Origin of the sequence: Pseudomonas sp. LFS074, assembly GCF_047978165.1 — a bacterium.
GTDB classification, from domain to species: Bacteria; Pseudomonadota; Gammaproteobacteria; order Pseudomonadales; family Pseudomonadaceae; genus Aquipseudomonas; species Aquipseudomonas putida_P.
Window position 1 is genome coordinate 1707305 of record NZ_JBFPFV010000001.1, and the last position, 16591, is coordinate 1723895.

Below are 16591 nucleotides of genomic sequence, written 5' to 3' on the forward strand. Positions count from 1 at the left end.
TGGGCTAATGGCAGGGGCTAAAGCACTGTGATCGCGCTGCCTGCGCCGACCCGCTGCCACGGCAAACCCAGTACCAAGGCTTGAAGTTGCTCGTTATCGAGTTCGACTTCCGATCCGTGACGGATGCCGGGCCAATGAAACTTGCCTTGGTTCAATCGTCGCGCTGCCAGCCAAATGCCCACACCGTCATGCACCAAGACTTTCATTCGGTTGGCACGGCGATTAGCGAAGAGGTATGCGCAGTGCGGCTTCGCCACACCGAACACCGCGATCACCCTGGCCAGCGCGGTCTCGGTACCGGCGCGCATGTCCATAGGCTCGGTGGCAAGCCAGATGGCATCGATCCGAATCATTCCAACAGGTCTCGCAGAAAGGTGGCACAGGCGACAGCGCTTTCGGTCGGCCAGTTCACTTTGACGGTGCCACGCGGGTGCTGGATTTCAATGCAGATACTTGATGAAGCTGCCTGCGAATGTCCTCCGGCTAGCGGCAAGGGCACTGGAATGAAAGCAGGTTGCAGCGCCATAGTTTTGTTCGTGAGTACCCTAATCCATTTATGTACGAGGTTCGCGTTAAGGCTGTGCTTCTGCGCGACGCTGGCAATCGATGCGCCGGGCTGGGCGCACTCTTGGACAACTTGGGCCTTGAAGGATTTTGAATAGGAACGGCGTTGTGACTGCATGGAAAGACCCGCTTAAAAGGCTAGAAATGGTGTCCACTTAAATTAGGTGGACACCATCGCCTTTGGCGTCGGGGTCAGGAAGGTGAGTTGGCCGGACGGTTACGAAAAGTTTGGTCTTGTCAGTTTTGTCAGTCATAGCGACCCCCTCCGAAGCCCTTGAAAGGTCTTCAGAAAACACGTGATTGTGGTTTTAGTAACGCCAGTAATGTGGAGCTACATCAGCTCAGTAATCACTCAGAAAAGAGTGAGTAGGTGGGCTGATCACTGCGTGTTCGGAGGTGCTGCCAGTAGGGATTTTGCGAGGCATTCATGTCGGGTGGTCTCTCTTATTGTTGTCTCATAGACCCCCTCCCTGACGGGAGGGGATTGCTGCAGACAGCTTGCGTGGAGCTGTCTGCGAACCTCAGCGCTTCAGCAAATCCAGTGCGACATCGATGATCATGTCTTCCTGGCCACCGACCATGCGGCGTTTGCCCAGCTCGACCAGGATGTCTACTGCTTTGATGTCATAGCGCGCAGCTGCAACTTCTGCATGGCGAAGGAAGCTCGAATACACACCGGCGTAGCCGAGCGCGAGAGTCTCCCGATCAACACGTACCGGGCGATCCTGGAGTGGGCGAACCAGGTCATCTGCTGCGTCCATCAGGGCGTACAGGTCAGTGCCGTGATTCCAGCCCAGCTTGTCTGCTGCCGCAATGAACACTTCCAGTGGGGCATTACCAGCACCGGCGCCCATGCCTGACAGGCTCGCGTCGATGCGGTCACAGCCTTCCTCCACGGCGACGATCGAGTTGGCTACGCCGAGGCTCAGGTTGTGGTGTGCGTGGATACCGGTATGAGTGGCCGGATCAAGCACCCCTTTCACTGCGCGGAAGCGCTCACGAATGTCATCCATATTCATCGCGCCGCCGGAGTCGACGACGTAAATGCAGGTGGCACCGTAGCTTTCCATCAGTTTTGCCTGCTGCGCGAGGCCTTCGGGGGTCTGCATGTGGCTCATCATCAGGAAGCCAACCGTGTCCATGCCGAGCTTACGGGCGTATTCGATGTGCTGCTTGGAGACGTCTGCCTCGGTGCAATGGGTGGCGACACGGACGACGCGAGCGCCTGCGGTATAGGCCGCTTTGAGGTCGTGTAGAGTACCAATCCCTGGGAGCAGCAGTGTTGCAATCTTGGCGTGCTTCACCGCGTCGGCGGCAGCTTCGATCCACTCGATATCGGTGTGTGCGCCGAAGCCGTAGTTGAAGCTGGAGCCTTGAAGGCCGTCACCATGGGCTACTTCGATCGAATCGACCTTGGCGACATCCAGTGCTCGAGCGATTGCCTGGACCTGATCCAGTGAGTACTGGTGACGAATAGCGTGCATACCATCACGCAGGGTCACGTCCGAAATGTAGAGCTTTTTACCGTTCATATCTGCGCTCCTCAGGCTTGGCTCATCGACTGTGCCATGCGCTCGGCGGTAGCCAACGCAGCAGAAGTCATGATGTCGAGATTGCCTGCGTACGATGGCAAGTAATGGGCAGCACCCTCGACCTCAAGGAAAACAGAGGTCTTCAGGCCACTGAATTTGCCTTGGCCGGGAATGTTCAGTGGGGCAGATTCAGGGATGACTTCAAACTGCACTTTCTGCTTGAGGCGGTAGCCGGGGACATACGCATTCACTGCGGCAACCATTTCTTCAATGGAGGCCTCAACCTGATCCTGGTCCGCTGCTTCAGACAACACGTAGACGGTGTCGCGCATCATCAGAGGAGGCTCAGCCGGATTCATGATGATGATGGCTTTACCTTTGGCTGCGCCGCCAATGACTTCGATGGCTTTCGAGGTGGTTTCAGTGAATTCGTCGATGTTCGCTCGGGTGCCTGGGCCCGCCGATTTGGAGGCAATTGATGCGACGATCTCTGCGTAATGCACTTTGGCAACACGCGATACTGCAGCGACCATTGGAATAGTTGCCTGGCCGCCGCACGTGACCATGTTCAGGTTCTGCGCGTTGACGTGTTCTTCGAGGTTAACCACTGGTACGCAGTAAGGGCCGATAGCTGCCGGAGTAAGGTCGATCACCCGGATGCCTGGCTTGCACTCACGCAGCATGGCGTCGTTTTTGACGTGAGCACCGGCACTGGTAGCATCGAAGATGAAATCGATGTCAGCAAACTCTGGCATTTTGACCAGGCCAGCGACACCTTCGTGAGTGGTAGCCACGCCCATTCGGCCTGCGCGGGCCAGACCATCAGAAGCAGCGTCGATACCAACCATCACGGCCATTTCCAGGTGCTTGGCATTGCGCAGGATCTTGATCATCAAATCGGTGCCGATGTTTCCGGAGCCGACAATGGCGACTTTGCGTTTTGTAGTCATTTCTAGATCTCCATCACTCGACACTGAACGACACGCCGACGCGGCCAAGGCCTTCGATTTCGGCTTCAAAATGATCACCTGCGCTTACGCCGACCATCGGTCCCAGGGCACCTGTGAGGATGATGTCGCCTGCTTTGAGAGGTTCACCAAACTCAGCCATTGTGCGAGCGAGCCAAACAGCTGCATTCAGCGGATTACCCAGGCATTCGGCACCACTGCCAGAGCTGACGACCTCACCGTTTTTAGAGAGCCGCATCGTTGCGCCGCGCAGGTCTAGGCCATCAATGCGCTGTGCAGGGCCGCCAAGGACAAAACACCCGCTTGATGCGTTATCAGCCACGGTGTCGGCGAATTTGATGTTCCAGCCCTCAATGCGGCTGCCGACAATTTCAAGCGCCGGGAGAACCCAGCCAGTTGCGGCGATGACGTCTGCGAAAGTTGTGGAAGCGCTAGGCAGGTCGCGTTCCAGAACCAGTGCAATTTCTGCCTCGATTTTGGGCTGCAGAACACGTTCGAACGGAACCACTTCGTTGTCGCCGTACGCCATGTCTGCAAACAGGCAGCCGAAGTCCGGCTGGTCTACGCCCAGCTGGGCCTGGACCTTGGGGTTGGTCAATCCAATCTTGCGGCCAACCAGACGCTGTCCATTTGCGATGGCATGGGCTTGGTTCAAGCGTTGAATCGCATAGGCACTTTCCACGTTTGTGGCGCCGATCACGTCACGCAGTGGTCCAACAGGCTCGCCCTTTCCTTCAGCTCTGCGCAGATCAGCCGCCAAGCGCTCAAGGGTCTCTTGTGTAATGTTCATCGTGACCTCGATCAGTGGGTGAGGAAGTCGAGAACCATGCGGTTGAACGTGTCCGCGTGTTCCCATTGGGCCCAGTGGCCGCATTTGTTGAAGACATGCAGTTGAGAGTTGGGGATGCCGGCAACCAGGCGTAGGCCGGTGTCCATCGGGACAAAGCGGTCATTGCGACCCCAAACTACGAGGGTCTCGGCCTGAATCTCGCCGAGGCGATGGCTGAAGTCAGGGAACTGCTTGAGGTTCGCAGCGAGGCTCGCGGTGAAATTTTCGAGGTGGTCTTTTCGAGCCAGCATGTTGTCCAGGCGCGCTTGGAACAGTTCCTCGGTGAGGTCGCTGGTGTCGTAGACGAAGATGTTCATCATCTTCTTGAGGTTTTCGATCGTTGGCTCGCGGTACAGGCCGTTGAGTAATTTGATGCCTTCAGTCGGCATTGATACGAATGGGCTGACCCCGCCGGTGCCTCCGCCCATAAGCACGAGTTTGCCTACGCGCTCAGGCCAAGTCAGCGTGAAGGCTACGGCTGTATGGCCACCCATGGAGTTGCCGAGCAAGTGCACCTTGTCCAGGTCCAGCTTATCGACCAAACCTTTCAGAACACGGGCATTAAGATCGGAGCGAGAGCCTGTGCTGACGATCGAATCACTTTTACTCCAGCCAGGGCAGTCCATGAGGATGACCCGGAAGCCAGCCTCTACCAGTGGCTCGATGTTGCGATTGAAGTTGGCCCAGCCGCTAGCACCAGGGCCAGAACCGTGCAGCATGACAACCGTTTCTTTGCCTTCACCGCAGTCGTTGTAATGAATATTCAGATCCAGCTCGCCGTCTTGGACGCGAACGAATTTGCTGGTGTCTTTTTCAGTAATTGCAGTCACGATTGATTCTCCGTGAAGGTTGTTAGCGCTGAGAGTGCGCACTGATAGAGCCGAAGCCTGCGATCCACTCCGGGATCTCTCGGTAGTAGCGATCAGTTGCGGTGTATGCGCCGTGGGCAGCGAGCGCTGAGAACGCAGCGACCCAGGCCTTGACCTCATGCGTGGATTTGCCGGCCAATTCGGAAAGATGTGCGTTGGGGAGCTGATCCAGATCGCTCAACAGGTCCTGCTCAACAACGTCGAGGAAGTATTGATCCCACTCGGGATTCAGCGGGTGGAGGGTGTTCTGATCTTCGACAAATCGCTCAGCTGCGATGACCACGCGTTGGGTGCGAGCGGTGCGCTCGTCTTCTGGCAGGTTGCGGCCACTGCCCATGAGCCGATCAGCCATCCGGGCATCGACTTTGGCTAACTCCGGAACTGGAGGTTGGTGTGAAAGGCCCCCCGATCCCAGGAACAGCACCCGCTTGTTCAGGGTGCGCGTAAATCGACCGACCGCATCACCCATCAACCTGACTCGCTCGAAGGTAGGCAGAGGCGGGGCCACACAGTTCACGAAGATCGGCAAGACCGGATACTTGTCCAGGCCGCCGAGAAGGAATTCGAGCGGTTGAGCGAAGCCGTGGTCGACCTGCATGCGATACGAAACAGGCATGTCGATGCCATTGCTCAGCAGAGACTCAGCACAAGCTTCAGCGATGGATTTGGGGACAGACAGGGTGCCGGCGAGCGAGCCGAAATCGCCGATGGCTTCTGCCGCCATGCCCAGGCAGAAAGGGGGCATGACATCGTAGAAGAAGCCGTTGTAATGGTCTGGAGCGAAAAGCACCACGAGCTCAGGATCGAAAGCGGCGATGCGTGCACGGGCGGCGCGGATCACCTCATCTACTTCATCGAGCACGTTCTTGGGCGGATCGAAATGCCCAATGAGGGGCGTGTGCGATAGGCAATGCAGGTAAGCGTTCATCGATACGAAACCTTTACGTCGTGCCCCAGTGCAGGCCGCCTCGCACTGGGACGGCATGAGCGCTTTCCTCAATGCCTTACGGCAGAGGGGCAGCGCCATGCAGGTAGATTTGTTTTTGTCTGCCTGATCATCATGCACGCTAGAATGCTAGCATGCAAGCTTAGAGATGCCCGCTCATCGTCGTATGGATTCACGCGTTGGGAATGGGTCGCGACGGATGACGAAGCGATTGGTGCGAAAATCTGGTTTACTATCCGAAATGCTAGTATGCAAGCCAGTTAGCGAAATGTTGAATCGCGCACTCAGTCCTAGGAAGATCACACCGATGCAAGTGGCAAACAAGAAGACCGCTATCTATCAGCACATTTTGGAACGCCTACTGAATCGTAGATATGCGTTCGGTGAAAAAATCCTGGTAAAGGAAATCAGCGAGGAAACGGGTGTCAGTCGTCAGCCAATCATGACCGCACTGAACAGCCTGCAGGAGAGGGGCTTTGTCGTGATCACTGCCCAGGTTGGATGTGAGGTTGTGCACCCTACACGTTTGGAAGTTGATGACTTCTACCAAATGTTTGCGAACAACGAAGCGCTTATCGCAGGGCTTGCTGCTGAGCGTGGCTCCCCTGATGATGTGCTGCGTATGTCCGAGATCAACGACAAAATTAGAAGCATCAATCCAGCTCACAGCGATGCTGCCGACAGTTATCGGAATTTGAACGTAGAATTCCATCGCGTGCTGCACTCAATGGCGAAATCGCCAATACTCTCGTCACGCCAAGTAGCAAATTTCGAGCTATCCGACTTTTTCATCGTGCAAACCTGCGGCTTCCAAGTGCACTTGGGGGCTGCTACTGATGAGCATGATGAGATTCTTGCAGCGCTTAAAACCAGGAACAAAAAGGCTGCAGCCAATGCGGCTGCGAGCCATATTCACAGTGTGGCGAAGGATGTCGTATCTAAAATGCCTGAGGCTGAGAAGCTAGCCTCATAGCGGGAAAGCGAACTCAAGCCATAGAGAGTCGCCTTTGGGACCGTTCTTGACCGCGGTCTCACGCATCCACTTGAGCACGACCCCTGACTTCTGATCAAACGCATAGAAGATTTGGGGGCCAACGGCGAATTTACTCAGCCGGTTCCCATCATCGAGGTCACCATGGTCGTAGCGATCATCGGTGACCTGCTTGGTGTAATATCCCACCAAACCCAGCTGAACCTTGGGATTGGACTGCAGCCTGTAGCCAAGCAGGTAGTCGACGTTGAACACGTTGCCCGAGCGATAGTCGGTGTCGTCGTTCTTCGCATTGATGGTGAAGGTCGGTGCAATCGAGACCTCCCAGTTAGGGTGGGGGAACCAGGTTAGGTCAAATTCCTGAGTATAGCTCGCATAGCCTGGCGGGCTATTCGCTAACTTATTACCGTCATAGTTTCCCAATGGGACAAAGGCACTGAATCCCGTTAGCAAGTGCAAGTTTTCGGAAGGCGAGTAGCCGACATATAGAGGGGTAAGGTACAGCTGCCTGAAGCCGGAGTCTGTATCACTGTTTCCGAATGCCTCAACCTTGATCTTGTTCGCTGACCCGATGATTCCGCTGCTGAGAGTAACGCCGCTATCGAATTTCACGTCCCACGTGTGCACCACACGAATAGCTTGAACAAAATTCTCCAAGCTGAACCCTGGGACAGAGGATTTGCCACTGTTGTCTTTAAAGCTATCCGCCTTGTAGTAGGCGGTATAACTGTACAAAGAGGTTTCACCTGGTGGGGGCAGGATTGCCGGAAGAACGGTCTGTACGCCTAGCGGCCAAACGGTATCTCCACTTTCAGTACCGTAACATAGCGAAGAAACGAGCAAAGAGCATCCGAACGCGCTAGCAACGCCGGCGCGTGTTACATAACTTTTCATTATTATTATCCTATGTAATTTTTTACCGCAGGACGTGGGCGCCAATCAGGACGAATGTAACCAACGCAGGTTCGGTCCCGGGGTTTCGCCAAGCATGTATATTGCCTTGCTGCACCACGATGTCTCCGCTCGCGAGCTCCCTGATCTGGCCGTCGTCCAGTTCGAGAATGAGAGGGCCTTTGACCACAATGCCGTAGTCGACTGTCGGAGATGCGTGCATGCCTGGTCGCTCAAGGTCGAAGCATTCATACAGTCCAAGCAGGTGGCGTTGCTGCTCAGCATGGGCCTCCTCGGGATTGAAATCCGAGGACTGGAAGATTGAGTCAGGCGGGAAGCTCACCGCCAGACACTTGGTTTCTCCAGGCTGAGGCAGCAGTGAAGAGCTGGCTTGAACTGGATCGTCAAATGCTTCAGGAAGGGACGGAGATGCCACCGTTTGCCATATTAAAGAAGTAGCGAATCCTGGAATATTTTTGTACTCATGGGTCTGAGGCGCGAAACCGTCGGCTAGGAATACAGCTTTACCATTCTGCGTGCCTGCAACTACTCGTCTCACTTTCATGTTGGATCTCCGACTGAGCGCCGCCCGATCGAGCGGCGCTGCGTTTCAGGTCAGGCTGGGATTGATTACAACGTTGGTGAAACCGCCTTTGCGGTCTGCTATCGCATCCATCGCCTCGTTCACCTGTTCGATGGCGAATACTTCCTGGTCGAATACCGATAGGTCCAAGGTGCCAGCGGCAGCCATTTCAGCCATGTCCTGACCTTCTGCCACAGTGAACCAGAGGGAGCCGATCACGCTGATCTGGAAGCACATGAGTTTGAACATCGGTACTGGCAGGTCCTCAGACATACCCCCGATATCCACCATGCGGCCGCCGCGGCGAAGGGCACCAATTGCGTCAACGGTAAGTTCGTGAGGAGCGCCAGGGCCAACCGCATCAATGAAGACGTCAGCACCGAGCTCATCAGTGTGCTTACGTACCCAATCACCCAGTGGCTCATCGCCGACGGAAATCGTCAAAATACGATCTGGGGCGAGAGCGCGAACTCGCTCCAAGAGTTGGCGGTTACGAGCCATCGCGAAGATTTTTGTAGCCCCCATGGCCAAGGCAAGCAGGACGGCCCCGAGTCCTAGCGTTCCGGTGGCGCCACTGATCAGCACAGACTGACCAGAACACACACCTGCTTTCCGAAGGGCCGAATAGGCGGTGCCGAGATAGCCAAACCGGCATCCTTGCTCGAAGGATATCGCTTCAGGGAGCTTGACCAAGCCCGATGCCGGCGCGGTCATGTATTGGCACAATCCGCCGTAGGGGTAGTCTTCGAAGATTTCTTGGGAGCCTGGGCCAAACCCGAAGTAGCCCTGGAAGGTGAACGCAGTGCAGTTTATGTGCTGACCGCGCAGACAGGCATGACAGGAGCCGCAGCTACGGCCGGGATTCACGTACACGCGGTCTCCGACTTTGATGCCGTGCACGCCTTCTCCCACTTCTTTGACGATGCCGGCAGCATCCAAACCGTAAACCGCCGGCAGCTTCGGAAGCGGGAGGTAGGGGAACCAAGTGGAGTAGCTCTCGATGACATTGCGAAGGTTAGGTACCAAGTTGCAAGCCTTCACCTCTACCACCACGTCATGTGCACGGGGTCTAGGGACCTCGATCGAGTCGAGTTGGAAGGTCGGACCAACCTTATGAAGGCGGGCAGCTTTCATCATGCTCATTTCTATTTTCCTTATTTTCATTGGGCCAGAGGCCGTGGGCACTGAACAGAAGGGAACCCCTCCAGCTCGCGATAGCGAAAGGGTTTATCTGTCTGGGAAAACGAGTCGGAGAAGGTTGCCTCGATGGCAGCCATTGGAGGATCTCGTCACATGCCGGCGTGACAAGAGGGGCGATGAGTCTTTGCACGCAATGCTGACCATGATGGGCACCGCTTGTTTGTAGTTATGGATTTATCATGCCTCACTGGAATGCTAGCATGCAAGAGGCATTTCGACAGATGGAAGATCACCTGGGCGGGAACTTTACAACGCCTAGACCTGCTGATCACGTAGTCAGGTGCCTGAGTAATTCCTAGCTAGGCGCTGAGCTGGGGTTGGAGAAGACGCGGCGTAACAGCGATGACCGGCTCTGTCTCAGCACCAATCGGCTAGGGGAGGAGAAAGTGGTGTGAATTTGAGTGCTCTGGTAGGAGTCGAATCGCCGGAAAGCCCCGCCAGTAGGGCCTTGTAAACTAGTTTTTTTCACTGTAAACCACAGTGGTTTACAGTGAAAAAAACAGGTTTACACCGCTGCCCTAAAGGGACCTCGTGGGTGCCTCTTAAAGCAGGATCGTCCTGATGGAATTATGAGCTGGTCGTCGCGCTGACAACCATCGCGAGTGGTTTTGGATCGAGTATCTCGATGTCCTGGCGCAGCGCAAAGCTGTACTCGTTCAGCAAGCTGTGGTTCGAGTAGACGGGGTTCAGCGACGCGGGACACACGATTCTCCGTGTAGGGCTGCTCACCAGATGGGCCTTCTGAGGTCCGGCAGCGGTTGGTAAGGTGGGCGTCTGCCGCCACCTTGAATTGACAGTGCTCAAAAATTTGGGTTGAGCTCATCTCACAATTTCGATGACCTTCATGTCCTTTAGCTTAGCTTTGAGCACAAGGTTCTCTTCCAGCAACACCTCATTGAGTGATGCTAGTCGTGCTATTTTCGCCCGAAGCTCCGCTATTTCTGAGCGATATCCAGCGCCTTTATTACGTTCGGCAGTCAACTCTTGATGTTTTGAATCACGCGTAGCACGGCTTGAGCGCCCTTGAGCATCGCGGATCGCCTCCGCAATTCTGGGGTACTGGTTGTGAATTAACGCTGTTGAGACGCCCGCCTCGCGAGCTACTGCCGCGATACTGAGCTTGGTCTCGCCAGTGTGGGCGCGGCCCTTTTTGATACGACTGAGGGCTAGCTTCAGATCCTTTTCACGATCCGCAGCCGGCTTGTAGTTGTTCACAGCCTTCGTCTTAGGCTTCACGAAATCAGATCCTGTGGCATTCCGAGTTGGGTTAATACTTCTTGGCTGCGGCTGAGGTCGCGCTCTACACGTCGGCGACCAGACTCGCCGATGTCAGTGCAGTTTCTCAAATCTTTGAGATCGTTATAAAGACGCTGGTACATCGGCGCATGAGACGGTCCGATGACCGAATGATCACAACCACTACAGCGAGTGCGCTCAATGGTGTTGCCGATGCAGGCATCACTATCTGCAGTGCACCATGCATGTCCATTGCTGCGGATGCAAGTGCTTTCAGCGATGGATTTGATCATCGCAGCATGGTCTTTAAATATCAGTAGATTATGTGGTTCCCTCTGCCATTTTTTAATAGCCAATCCGTATCCTCCTGCCAGGCTCTCACCCTCTATCCAGCCACTTACAGTGGTGATTTTTATATCTACCAGTTCGTCTTGAATTTCGTCATAAAGGTCAAGATCCAGATGCTGTCCCCAGGTATCATCCATCGCATAACCCAAGGACATATCTAAAGTCCAATGAGCAAAATGTTCCTTGAGATAGCGTAAGTCGCCAAATTTGCTATGCGCGACGTAGTTTGCGAACTTGCGACGAAATTGATGGCTGGTAAGGTTCCAGCTAAGTCCGCAATTTTTGGCGAATGCTTGTAGGTTTTTTTGCCAACCTGCGAGGGTAAGTGTGCGGACTCTCAATTTTCCAGTCCTGTCGATGCTCAGAAATAGCGAGTTTCGGTGCTTCTCTGCCTCAGCGATTTGCGCGTGGTGTGGGTTGATACGATATAGCCGAACAATTTCCTCAGCGATCAATGCGCGGTAAGGCGTGGACCAGCGTTCCATGGCGCGCAGGGCAAGTACGCCTACTTCTGGGATCATCCATTTAATTATCCCTGCATCAGTTTTTTCGGATTTGGAGCGCATCCAATGATATATCGTACCTTCATCGTCCTCGGTGCAGTGATGCGAACCTATCTGCAAATTACATAGCTCATGATTTCGACAGCCTGAAGTGCTTGCAAGCACAATGTAACAGGCGGTGCGTAGACTATTTAGCGATTTTGACAGCCTCATTATTCCGCCGCTCCAACCTTTAGCCTTCAGGTACCGTGTCTTAGCAAGATTGAGACCTCCGTGAGTACGACCCTTCCACTCTACTGCCAAGACATCAAGTTCGTCACGGAGATCAAGTATTATTTTGCTGTTTTCTAATTGCTGATACGCATGCGAGAAGAGTGTGCAAAATACATCATCTGGGATGAGCGGAGTTGCGCCTCCGCGAGATTTTCCTGCGCTGCCTGATAGTATAAATGCGGAGGTGTCGGGCCATGGATGCTGTGGCATTGGTTGGTCAGTAAACTGGCTTAGTTCGTAGATGACTTCAACCGATGTAAAAAATCCCGAATTTGCATTGCGATCTTTGTAAGTGGTGGCATAGTTTTGGGTGATTATAGGTGATATTTCGGATAGCTTGGAGATCTTAAGTTTTTCCAAGTACCGAAAGAATGGGAGTGAGTGCTCAAAGGCGACCCGTGTTGTGCCGCCCTTGGGTCGCGCTGAACCGATACGACCCCGCATTATGTGCCGGTACATCATCGCTTTCATCACTGTGCGGAAAGCTAATGGCACATTGTCAAAGTTTATTTTCCTCCTGCTGTCAGGGACATTACTTGGCTGGTCACGTAGATGCCAGATGTTATCTCCGTACCGGCTAATTGTGGTCCACTGTCCATTTATTTTGGTTGCGGCTATGATTAGACTATCGCGTTCCGATTCAAGTAGTCCAAGTGTATCGATAGGCTGGCCGGGGAAGGATTTAAGTTTGATCACATCCAGGGTAGAGTGGCTCATGAGAAAATCTCCAGGCTTCCAACAAGGTCTACTGACCAGAACGGGTGCGGTTGAGACCTAGCGTGCTCACGTGTAGCATCAATCATCGATGCTTTAAAGATTTTACGACGCAATCCTTCAGCAACGATATAGTCGTCAATCAAGCGAGGGATATGACTGTAATCTCGGGCCCAGCGGCGTTTGTCCATTCGTGAGCGTTCTGCTAGAACCCGAAAGTAGAAGCTGAATAATTTATATAGGTCCTGAGAAGTCACTGCGTAATGTTTGCACCGCAAGCAACTCATGAAGTTCATGCAAGTCGCACCTTCTCGCTTTGGTGCATATTGGCCATTGACTGGGTCAGCGCAGCGGCCGGTAGGGGTTTCCTTATAAGTCGCACCAATGGTAGCGGTCAGTAATTCATTTACTAATATGCCTCCCATGAATTGCCAGTTTCGGCGACTATCTTCTCCAGGCGCCAGATAGTTTTGATCGGTTACGCGTGGGGTGTTGCCGAGGGCAGCTGCCGTGATTAAGAGATCCCCATTTGATAGTTCGAAGATGCGGTTTGCGAAAGTTTTCCGCAGTCGCGAAATGTTGATACGCAGTGGTTTTCCGTTACTATCCTTAAGAGAGTAGTTTTTAACAAGCAGGTCTATCGATTTGTGTAATGCCATGCTTGTTAGTGCTGTGACTTGTCCGGTTGAAGCGTTGGCGCGACTGCGATATAACCACACACGCCCCTTATACTCATCCGGAGCCTCTGAATCTAGTGGCTCTGTCAGGGCCATGACTCGACGGATAAGATTTTCTACGCTATTTTTCACGCTGAACATGGATTCAAGCCGAAGTTTTGTGTTCGCTTTCACCCTAAGAGCCACTCTGCTGTGGGTGTGGCCGCGTCGCTTCCATAAAACTAAGAATGCGGTGTTCTCTTTCGGATGTGGGTGCAAGCAGTTGCGGTCCATTTCCAGCAAGGGGGTAGTATTGCGTCCGGTATGGAGTGCTATTGCTAGTAGTGCGAATGATAAAAGGTTCGCTGTAATGCTAGTATCCACCATCCAAATTGGTCCAATGGCTTCTTGTAGCGCTTTTGTGAAATCCTTTCGTTCTCGCTTTGATAGTGCAGTTGCGCTCTTGTATTTTCGGGAGTTGTTCGGGAATGGATTTTTCGGAAAAGTAGCATTGTCGCCGGTGCTGATGAGGGGGAATACCCTACGCAGTCCAAGCGCTCTGAGTACTGCCTTCGCTTTGGCGTAATATTCTTTTTGGGATGTGGTTGTAATAGCTAATTTTTTTAGATAGTGCAGGTAACCATCGATAAGATTTCTATCTATATCTGAGGGTGTAAGCTTTCGTCTAATGGCTTTTGCCCTGAGGGAGCAGTATTCTAGGAAGCTGCGTAGTCCAGTGTGGCAGTATGCACTGATGGTTGAGGTCGATATGATGTTGTCTTGACCCGCCAGAAAGCGCTCAATTTGGCGTTGACACGCATAAGTGATGGTATCTATTTTGACGCCATACCATGGTGTGAAATCAAAGCTTCGACTGCCGATTGCGTTACGCTTGAAATTGACTATGGTATTTTTCGGTGGGATAGATTCCGATGGTATTATTGTTTTTCTTTCTGTGGCGAGAGCGCGCTCATCTTCTGGAGTGCTCAGCTCAGTCCTAATGAATGTTTTTCGCCTACCCATTAGTCGTCTTCCGTCATTTCGCTTAACTCATCATCATATGCCAATATCGCCTCATCTACCATTTCATTGACAAGGTGCAGGTAAACCATTGTGGTATGAACTGAGCTGTGGCCAAGTTGACGTTGAAGGAATACTAGCGGATCAATTCCATTTTGAGGGTTGCGCCGAAGATTAACGAGGGTGTGAGTTGCGTAAGTATGTCGTAGCATATGTGTATTGACTTTGATTCCGGCCTTCTTTCCAATGTCGGCAATGATCCGATTTAAGCTTTTTCCGTCGCTTCCAAAAGGTTCCCCCAACTGGTTGAGAAGTAATGTCTTTTGGTTGTTTTTCAGTGATGCTCGCTCTCCGCGAATTTTGGAGGCATAGTGGTGAAGCTCTTTCATGAATTTCCGACTGAAATGTATATGCCTCGCCTTGTTACCCTTGGTTTCCATACCGCTGCCGTCGTAAGGATCGAGTCGAATACGAAGATTTCGCTCGGTTCGGTTAGCCTTGTCAGGATCGAAAATATAAGTCAGTGGGAAAGTTGCAAGTTCGTTGCGGCGGAGGCCGGTGTGTAGTGCTAACCTAATCATGACTCGGTGATGCTGATTTTCCGATGCAGAAAGAAGAGACCTGATTTCGGTCATGCCTAAAAATTTCGGAGGATTCTTGTGGTGGCGGGGCATTACATCTTTTGCTAGCGACTTGCCACCCTTGACGGAAATATGCTGAAGGAAGCTCGTAGTGCGCTGTACAAACCGCTCCTCATAACTAAAAGGCAGGCGCTCTATCCAGCCATTTTTAAGCGCGAACTCGTAGAAACTGCAAATATACGTCAGGCGTTGCCGTGTAGTTGTCTTTGCTAATCCGCATGTGTGCAAGCAATAATCTCGATAAGCAGCTACAAGGCTCTTAGCGTCACCACGATCTACTTCTCGCCAATCAAGTTCATGCACCTGCAAAAAACTGAAAAAGTCGAATATTGCTCGTCCGGTATTGGGCCAAGAGTTTCGGGAACCTATGCTCCCGCGAAGCAGGTAGTGACGAAGGAACTGATTAGCCTCGGTGCAACTGGCCATTGAGTCCCAAAGCAGAATGGGAAACCCGGGGTAAGGACGCCCTGCGATCAAGAAATCCTCAGTACTCCATACAAGCTCCATCTGCATCCCTCCGTGCATTAGCCTTGTGATGGGGCGCTGCTCCCCACCTCCTCAAAAAGGTCTAATATGCAAATAGCACAACGATGTAACGGTTGCTACGTACCGGATCATACGCTTGTCATCATCGCTTCATCCCACCTGCTTAGGCTGAAGGCGATACCCACGAAGACAAAATGAGCAAAGAGGACGCAGGGCTATGGATGAATATCAGGAAGAACTACTCGAAACCCAGGCTTATGAACTGGACACCCCGGAACCGGCCGACGATGCCACCGAGCTTTAACCCGCCCGGCGCTGGCTGCGGCGGAACTCCCCCGGCGTGAGGCCCGTCCAGCGCTTGAACGCGCGCTGGAAGGCCTCGGCTGAAGCAAACCCCAACAGATAGGCAATCTCGCCAAAGGCCAGCTCCGTGTCACGGATGTAGGTCTCTGCCAGGTCGCGCCGTGTTTCGTTGAGCAGGTCGCGAAACCGCGTGCCTTCCTCGGCGAGTTTGCGACGCAAGGTCCAGGTTGGCAGCTGCAGGTGCAGCGCCACTTCTTCCAGGTCCGGTTCACGGCCACCATTGAGCAGCGGGCCCAGCAGATGGGTGATGCGCTCGCCCAGGCTGCGTACCCGTGTGCGCTGTAGCAACTCTGCTTCGCACAGTTGCAGCAGGTGCTGCCAGGTGCTCGGGCAGTGCCTGGGGTTGGCTAGTTGCAGTGTTGCGCGGCTTAGCCGCAGTTGATTGGCTTCGGCCGTGAATTGCACTGGCGTGCTGCACAGCGCCTGATAGCGCGCAGCATAGGCGGGGGCGGAAAATTCGATGCTAAGGCGTTCTGCCTGTATCGCCATGCCGGCCAGGTCGGCAAGTTGCGCCAGCCAGCCGGCAAGCAGTGAATCGACCACGAAGCGGTTGTAGGCGTTGTAGGGGCTGATGGAATAGAAGCGCAACCAAGCGCCCTGGGCATCTTCCACGAAGCTGGAACGGCCACGGTAGTTGGCCGCGTACAGGGGCTCGAAGCGCAGCAGCGTGCGCGCCGCCTCGCCCAGGGTGGGGGCCTGGGCGGCGGTTACTCCGGCCAGGCCGGCATGTGCCAGGCGGCTCAAGCGCCCCATGTGCAGGCCGAGTGCGGCTTCGCCGCTCAGCTCGATGGCTGCGTGGCCCAGGTGCATGTAGCGGGGGATCGACAAGCGCGCGCCGGCTTCGGCAAGGCGTGGGGCATCCAGGCCATAGCGCAGCAACAGGGGCTCGGGGTCATGACCCCGCTCGCGCAGGGCTTCGGTCAGCGGCTGGACAAAGCCTACTGAAAGGTCGCCGAGGCGTACGCGGGGGCGGGCCAT

16 protein-coding genes are annotated in these 16591 nt (G+C 53.9%); 1 reads left to right on the forward strand and 15 read right to left on the reverse strand.

Annotated features, from left to right (window positions below; all coding sequences use genetic code 11):
- Window positions 1-17: 17 nt before the first annotated feature.
- From tnpB to mhpB, 7 genes are all read right to left on the reverse strand, one after another.
- A complete protein-coding gene (tnpB, locus tag ACNQP3_RS07900; protein WP_009684097.1) occupies window positions 18-353 on the reverse strand; it encodes an IS66 family insertion sequence element accessory protein TnpB in 336 nt (111 codons plus the stop codon).
- Window positions 350-682 (reverse strand): IS66-like element accessory protein TnpA, encoded by a 333-nt coding sequence (gene tnpA / locus ACNQP3_RS07905; protein WP_009684096.1) that lies wholly within the window; start codon window positions 680-682, stop codon window positions 350-352. Before tnpA ends, tnpB begins: the two co-directional genes overlap by 4 nt.
- 403 nt (window positions 683-1085) lie before the next feature.
- Window positions 1086-2096: a 4-hydroxy-2-oxovalerate aldolase gene (mhpE, locus tag ACNQP3_RS07910; RefSeq protein ID WP_173880909.1), complete on the reverse strand. Its 1011-nt coding sequence runs from the start codon at window positions 2094-2096 to the stop codon at window positions 1086-1088.
- A gap of 11 nt (window positions 2097-2107) precedes the next feature.
- A complete protein-coding gene (locus ACNQP3_RS07915; RefSeq protein WP_135198484.1) occupies window positions 2108-3046 on the reverse strand; it encodes an acetaldehyde dehydrogenase (acetylating) in 939 nt (312 codons plus the stop codon).
- 13 nt (window positions 3047-3059) lie between these two features.
- Window positions 3060-3854: a 2-keto-4-pentenoate hydratase gene (gene mhpD / locus ACNQP3_RS07920; protein WP_173880907.1), complete on the reverse strand. Its 795-nt coding sequence runs from the start codon at window positions 3852-3854 to the stop codon at window positions 3060-3062.
- Window positions 3855-3865: 11 nt separating this feature from the next.
- A complete protein-coding gene (locus ACNQP3_RS07925) occupies window positions 3866-4723 on the reverse strand; it encodes an alpha/beta fold hydrolase (RefSeq protein ID WP_173880905.1) in 858 nt (285 codons plus the stop codon).
- A gap of 22 nt (window positions 4724-4745) precedes the next feature.
- On the reverse strand, window positions 4746-5690 hold the full coding sequence (gene mhpB / locus ACNQP3_RS07930; protein WP_135198400.1) for a 3-carboxyethylcatechol 2,3-dioxygenase: 945 nt from the start codon (window positions 5688-5690) through the stop codon (window positions 4746-4748).
- Window positions 5691-6015: 325 nt separating this feature from the next.
- Here mhpB and ACNQP3_RS07935 point away from each other — a divergent pair, with 325 nt between their 5' ends.
- A complete protein-coding gene (locus ACNQP3_RS07935) occupies window positions 6016-6681 on the forward strand; it encodes a GntR family transcriptional regulator (RefSeq protein WP_039591843.1) in 666 nt (221 codons plus the stop codon).
- Here ACNQP3_RS07935 and ACNQP3_RS07940 read toward each other — a convergent pair.
- From ACNQP3_RS07940 to ACNQP3_RS07975, 8 genes are all read right to left on the reverse strand, one after another.
- A complete protein-coding gene (locus ACNQP3_RS07940) occupies window positions 6676-7593 on the reverse strand; it encodes a SphA family protein (RefSeq protein WP_232891669.1) in 918 nt (305 codons plus the stop codon). The genes ACNQP3_RS07935 and ACNQP3_RS07940 overlap by 6 nt on opposite strands.
- A 22-nt stretch (window positions 7594-7615) precedes the next feature.
- Entirely contained in the window at window positions 7616-8155 is a 540-nt protein-coding gene (locus tag ACNQP3_RS07945) for a cupin domain-containing protein (RefSeq protein ID WP_173880903.1), read from the reverse strand.
- A 45-nt stretch (window positions 8156-8200) separates the two neighbouring features.
- Window positions 8201-9316 carry an alcohol dehydrogenase catalytic domain-containing protein gene (locus tag ACNQP3_RS07950; protein ID WP_173880902.1) on the reverse strand — a complete coding sequence of 372 codons (1116 nt, stop codon included), beginning with the start codon at window positions 9314-9316 and terminating at the stop codon, window positions 8201-8203.
- A gap of 876 nt (window positions 9317-10192) precedes the next feature.
- The gene (locus ACNQP3_RS07955; RefSeq protein ID WP_173880900.1) at window positions 10193-10609 is read right to left on the reverse strand and encodes a TetR family transcriptional regulator; all 417 of its coding nucleotides are present in this window, start codon (window positions 10607-10609) and stop codon (window positions 10193-10195) included.
- Window positions 10606-12450 (reverse strand): integrase, encoded by a 1845-nt coding sequence (locus ACNQP3_RS07960; RefSeq protein ID WP_173880898.1) that lies wholly within the window; start codon window positions 12448-12450, stop codon window positions 10606-10608. The genes ACNQP3_RS07955 and ACNQP3_RS07960 overlap by 4 nt, the downstream gene beginning before the upstream one ends.
- On the reverse strand, window positions 12447-14126 hold the full coding sequence (locus ACNQP3_RS07965) for a hypothetical protein (protein ID WP_173880896.1): 1680 nt from the start codon (window positions 14124-14126) through the stop codon (window positions 12447-12449). Before ACNQP3_RS07965 ends, ACNQP3_RS07960 begins: the two co-directional genes overlap by 4 nt.
- On the reverse strand, window positions 14126-15271 hold the full coding sequence (locus ACNQP3_RS07970) for a tyrosine-type recombinase/integrase (RefSeq protein WP_173880894.1): 1146 nt from the start codon (window positions 15269-15271) through the stop codon (window positions 14126-14128). The genes ACNQP3_RS07965 and ACNQP3_RS07970 overlap by 1 nt, the downstream gene beginning before the upstream one ends.
- A 279-nt stretch (window positions 15272-15550) precedes the next feature.
- Window positions 15551-16591 (reverse strand): AraC family transcriptional regulator, encoded by a 1041-nt coding sequence (locus ACNQP3_RS07975; RefSeq protein ID WP_012271210.1) that lies wholly within the window; start codon window positions 16589-16591, stop codon window positions 15551-15553.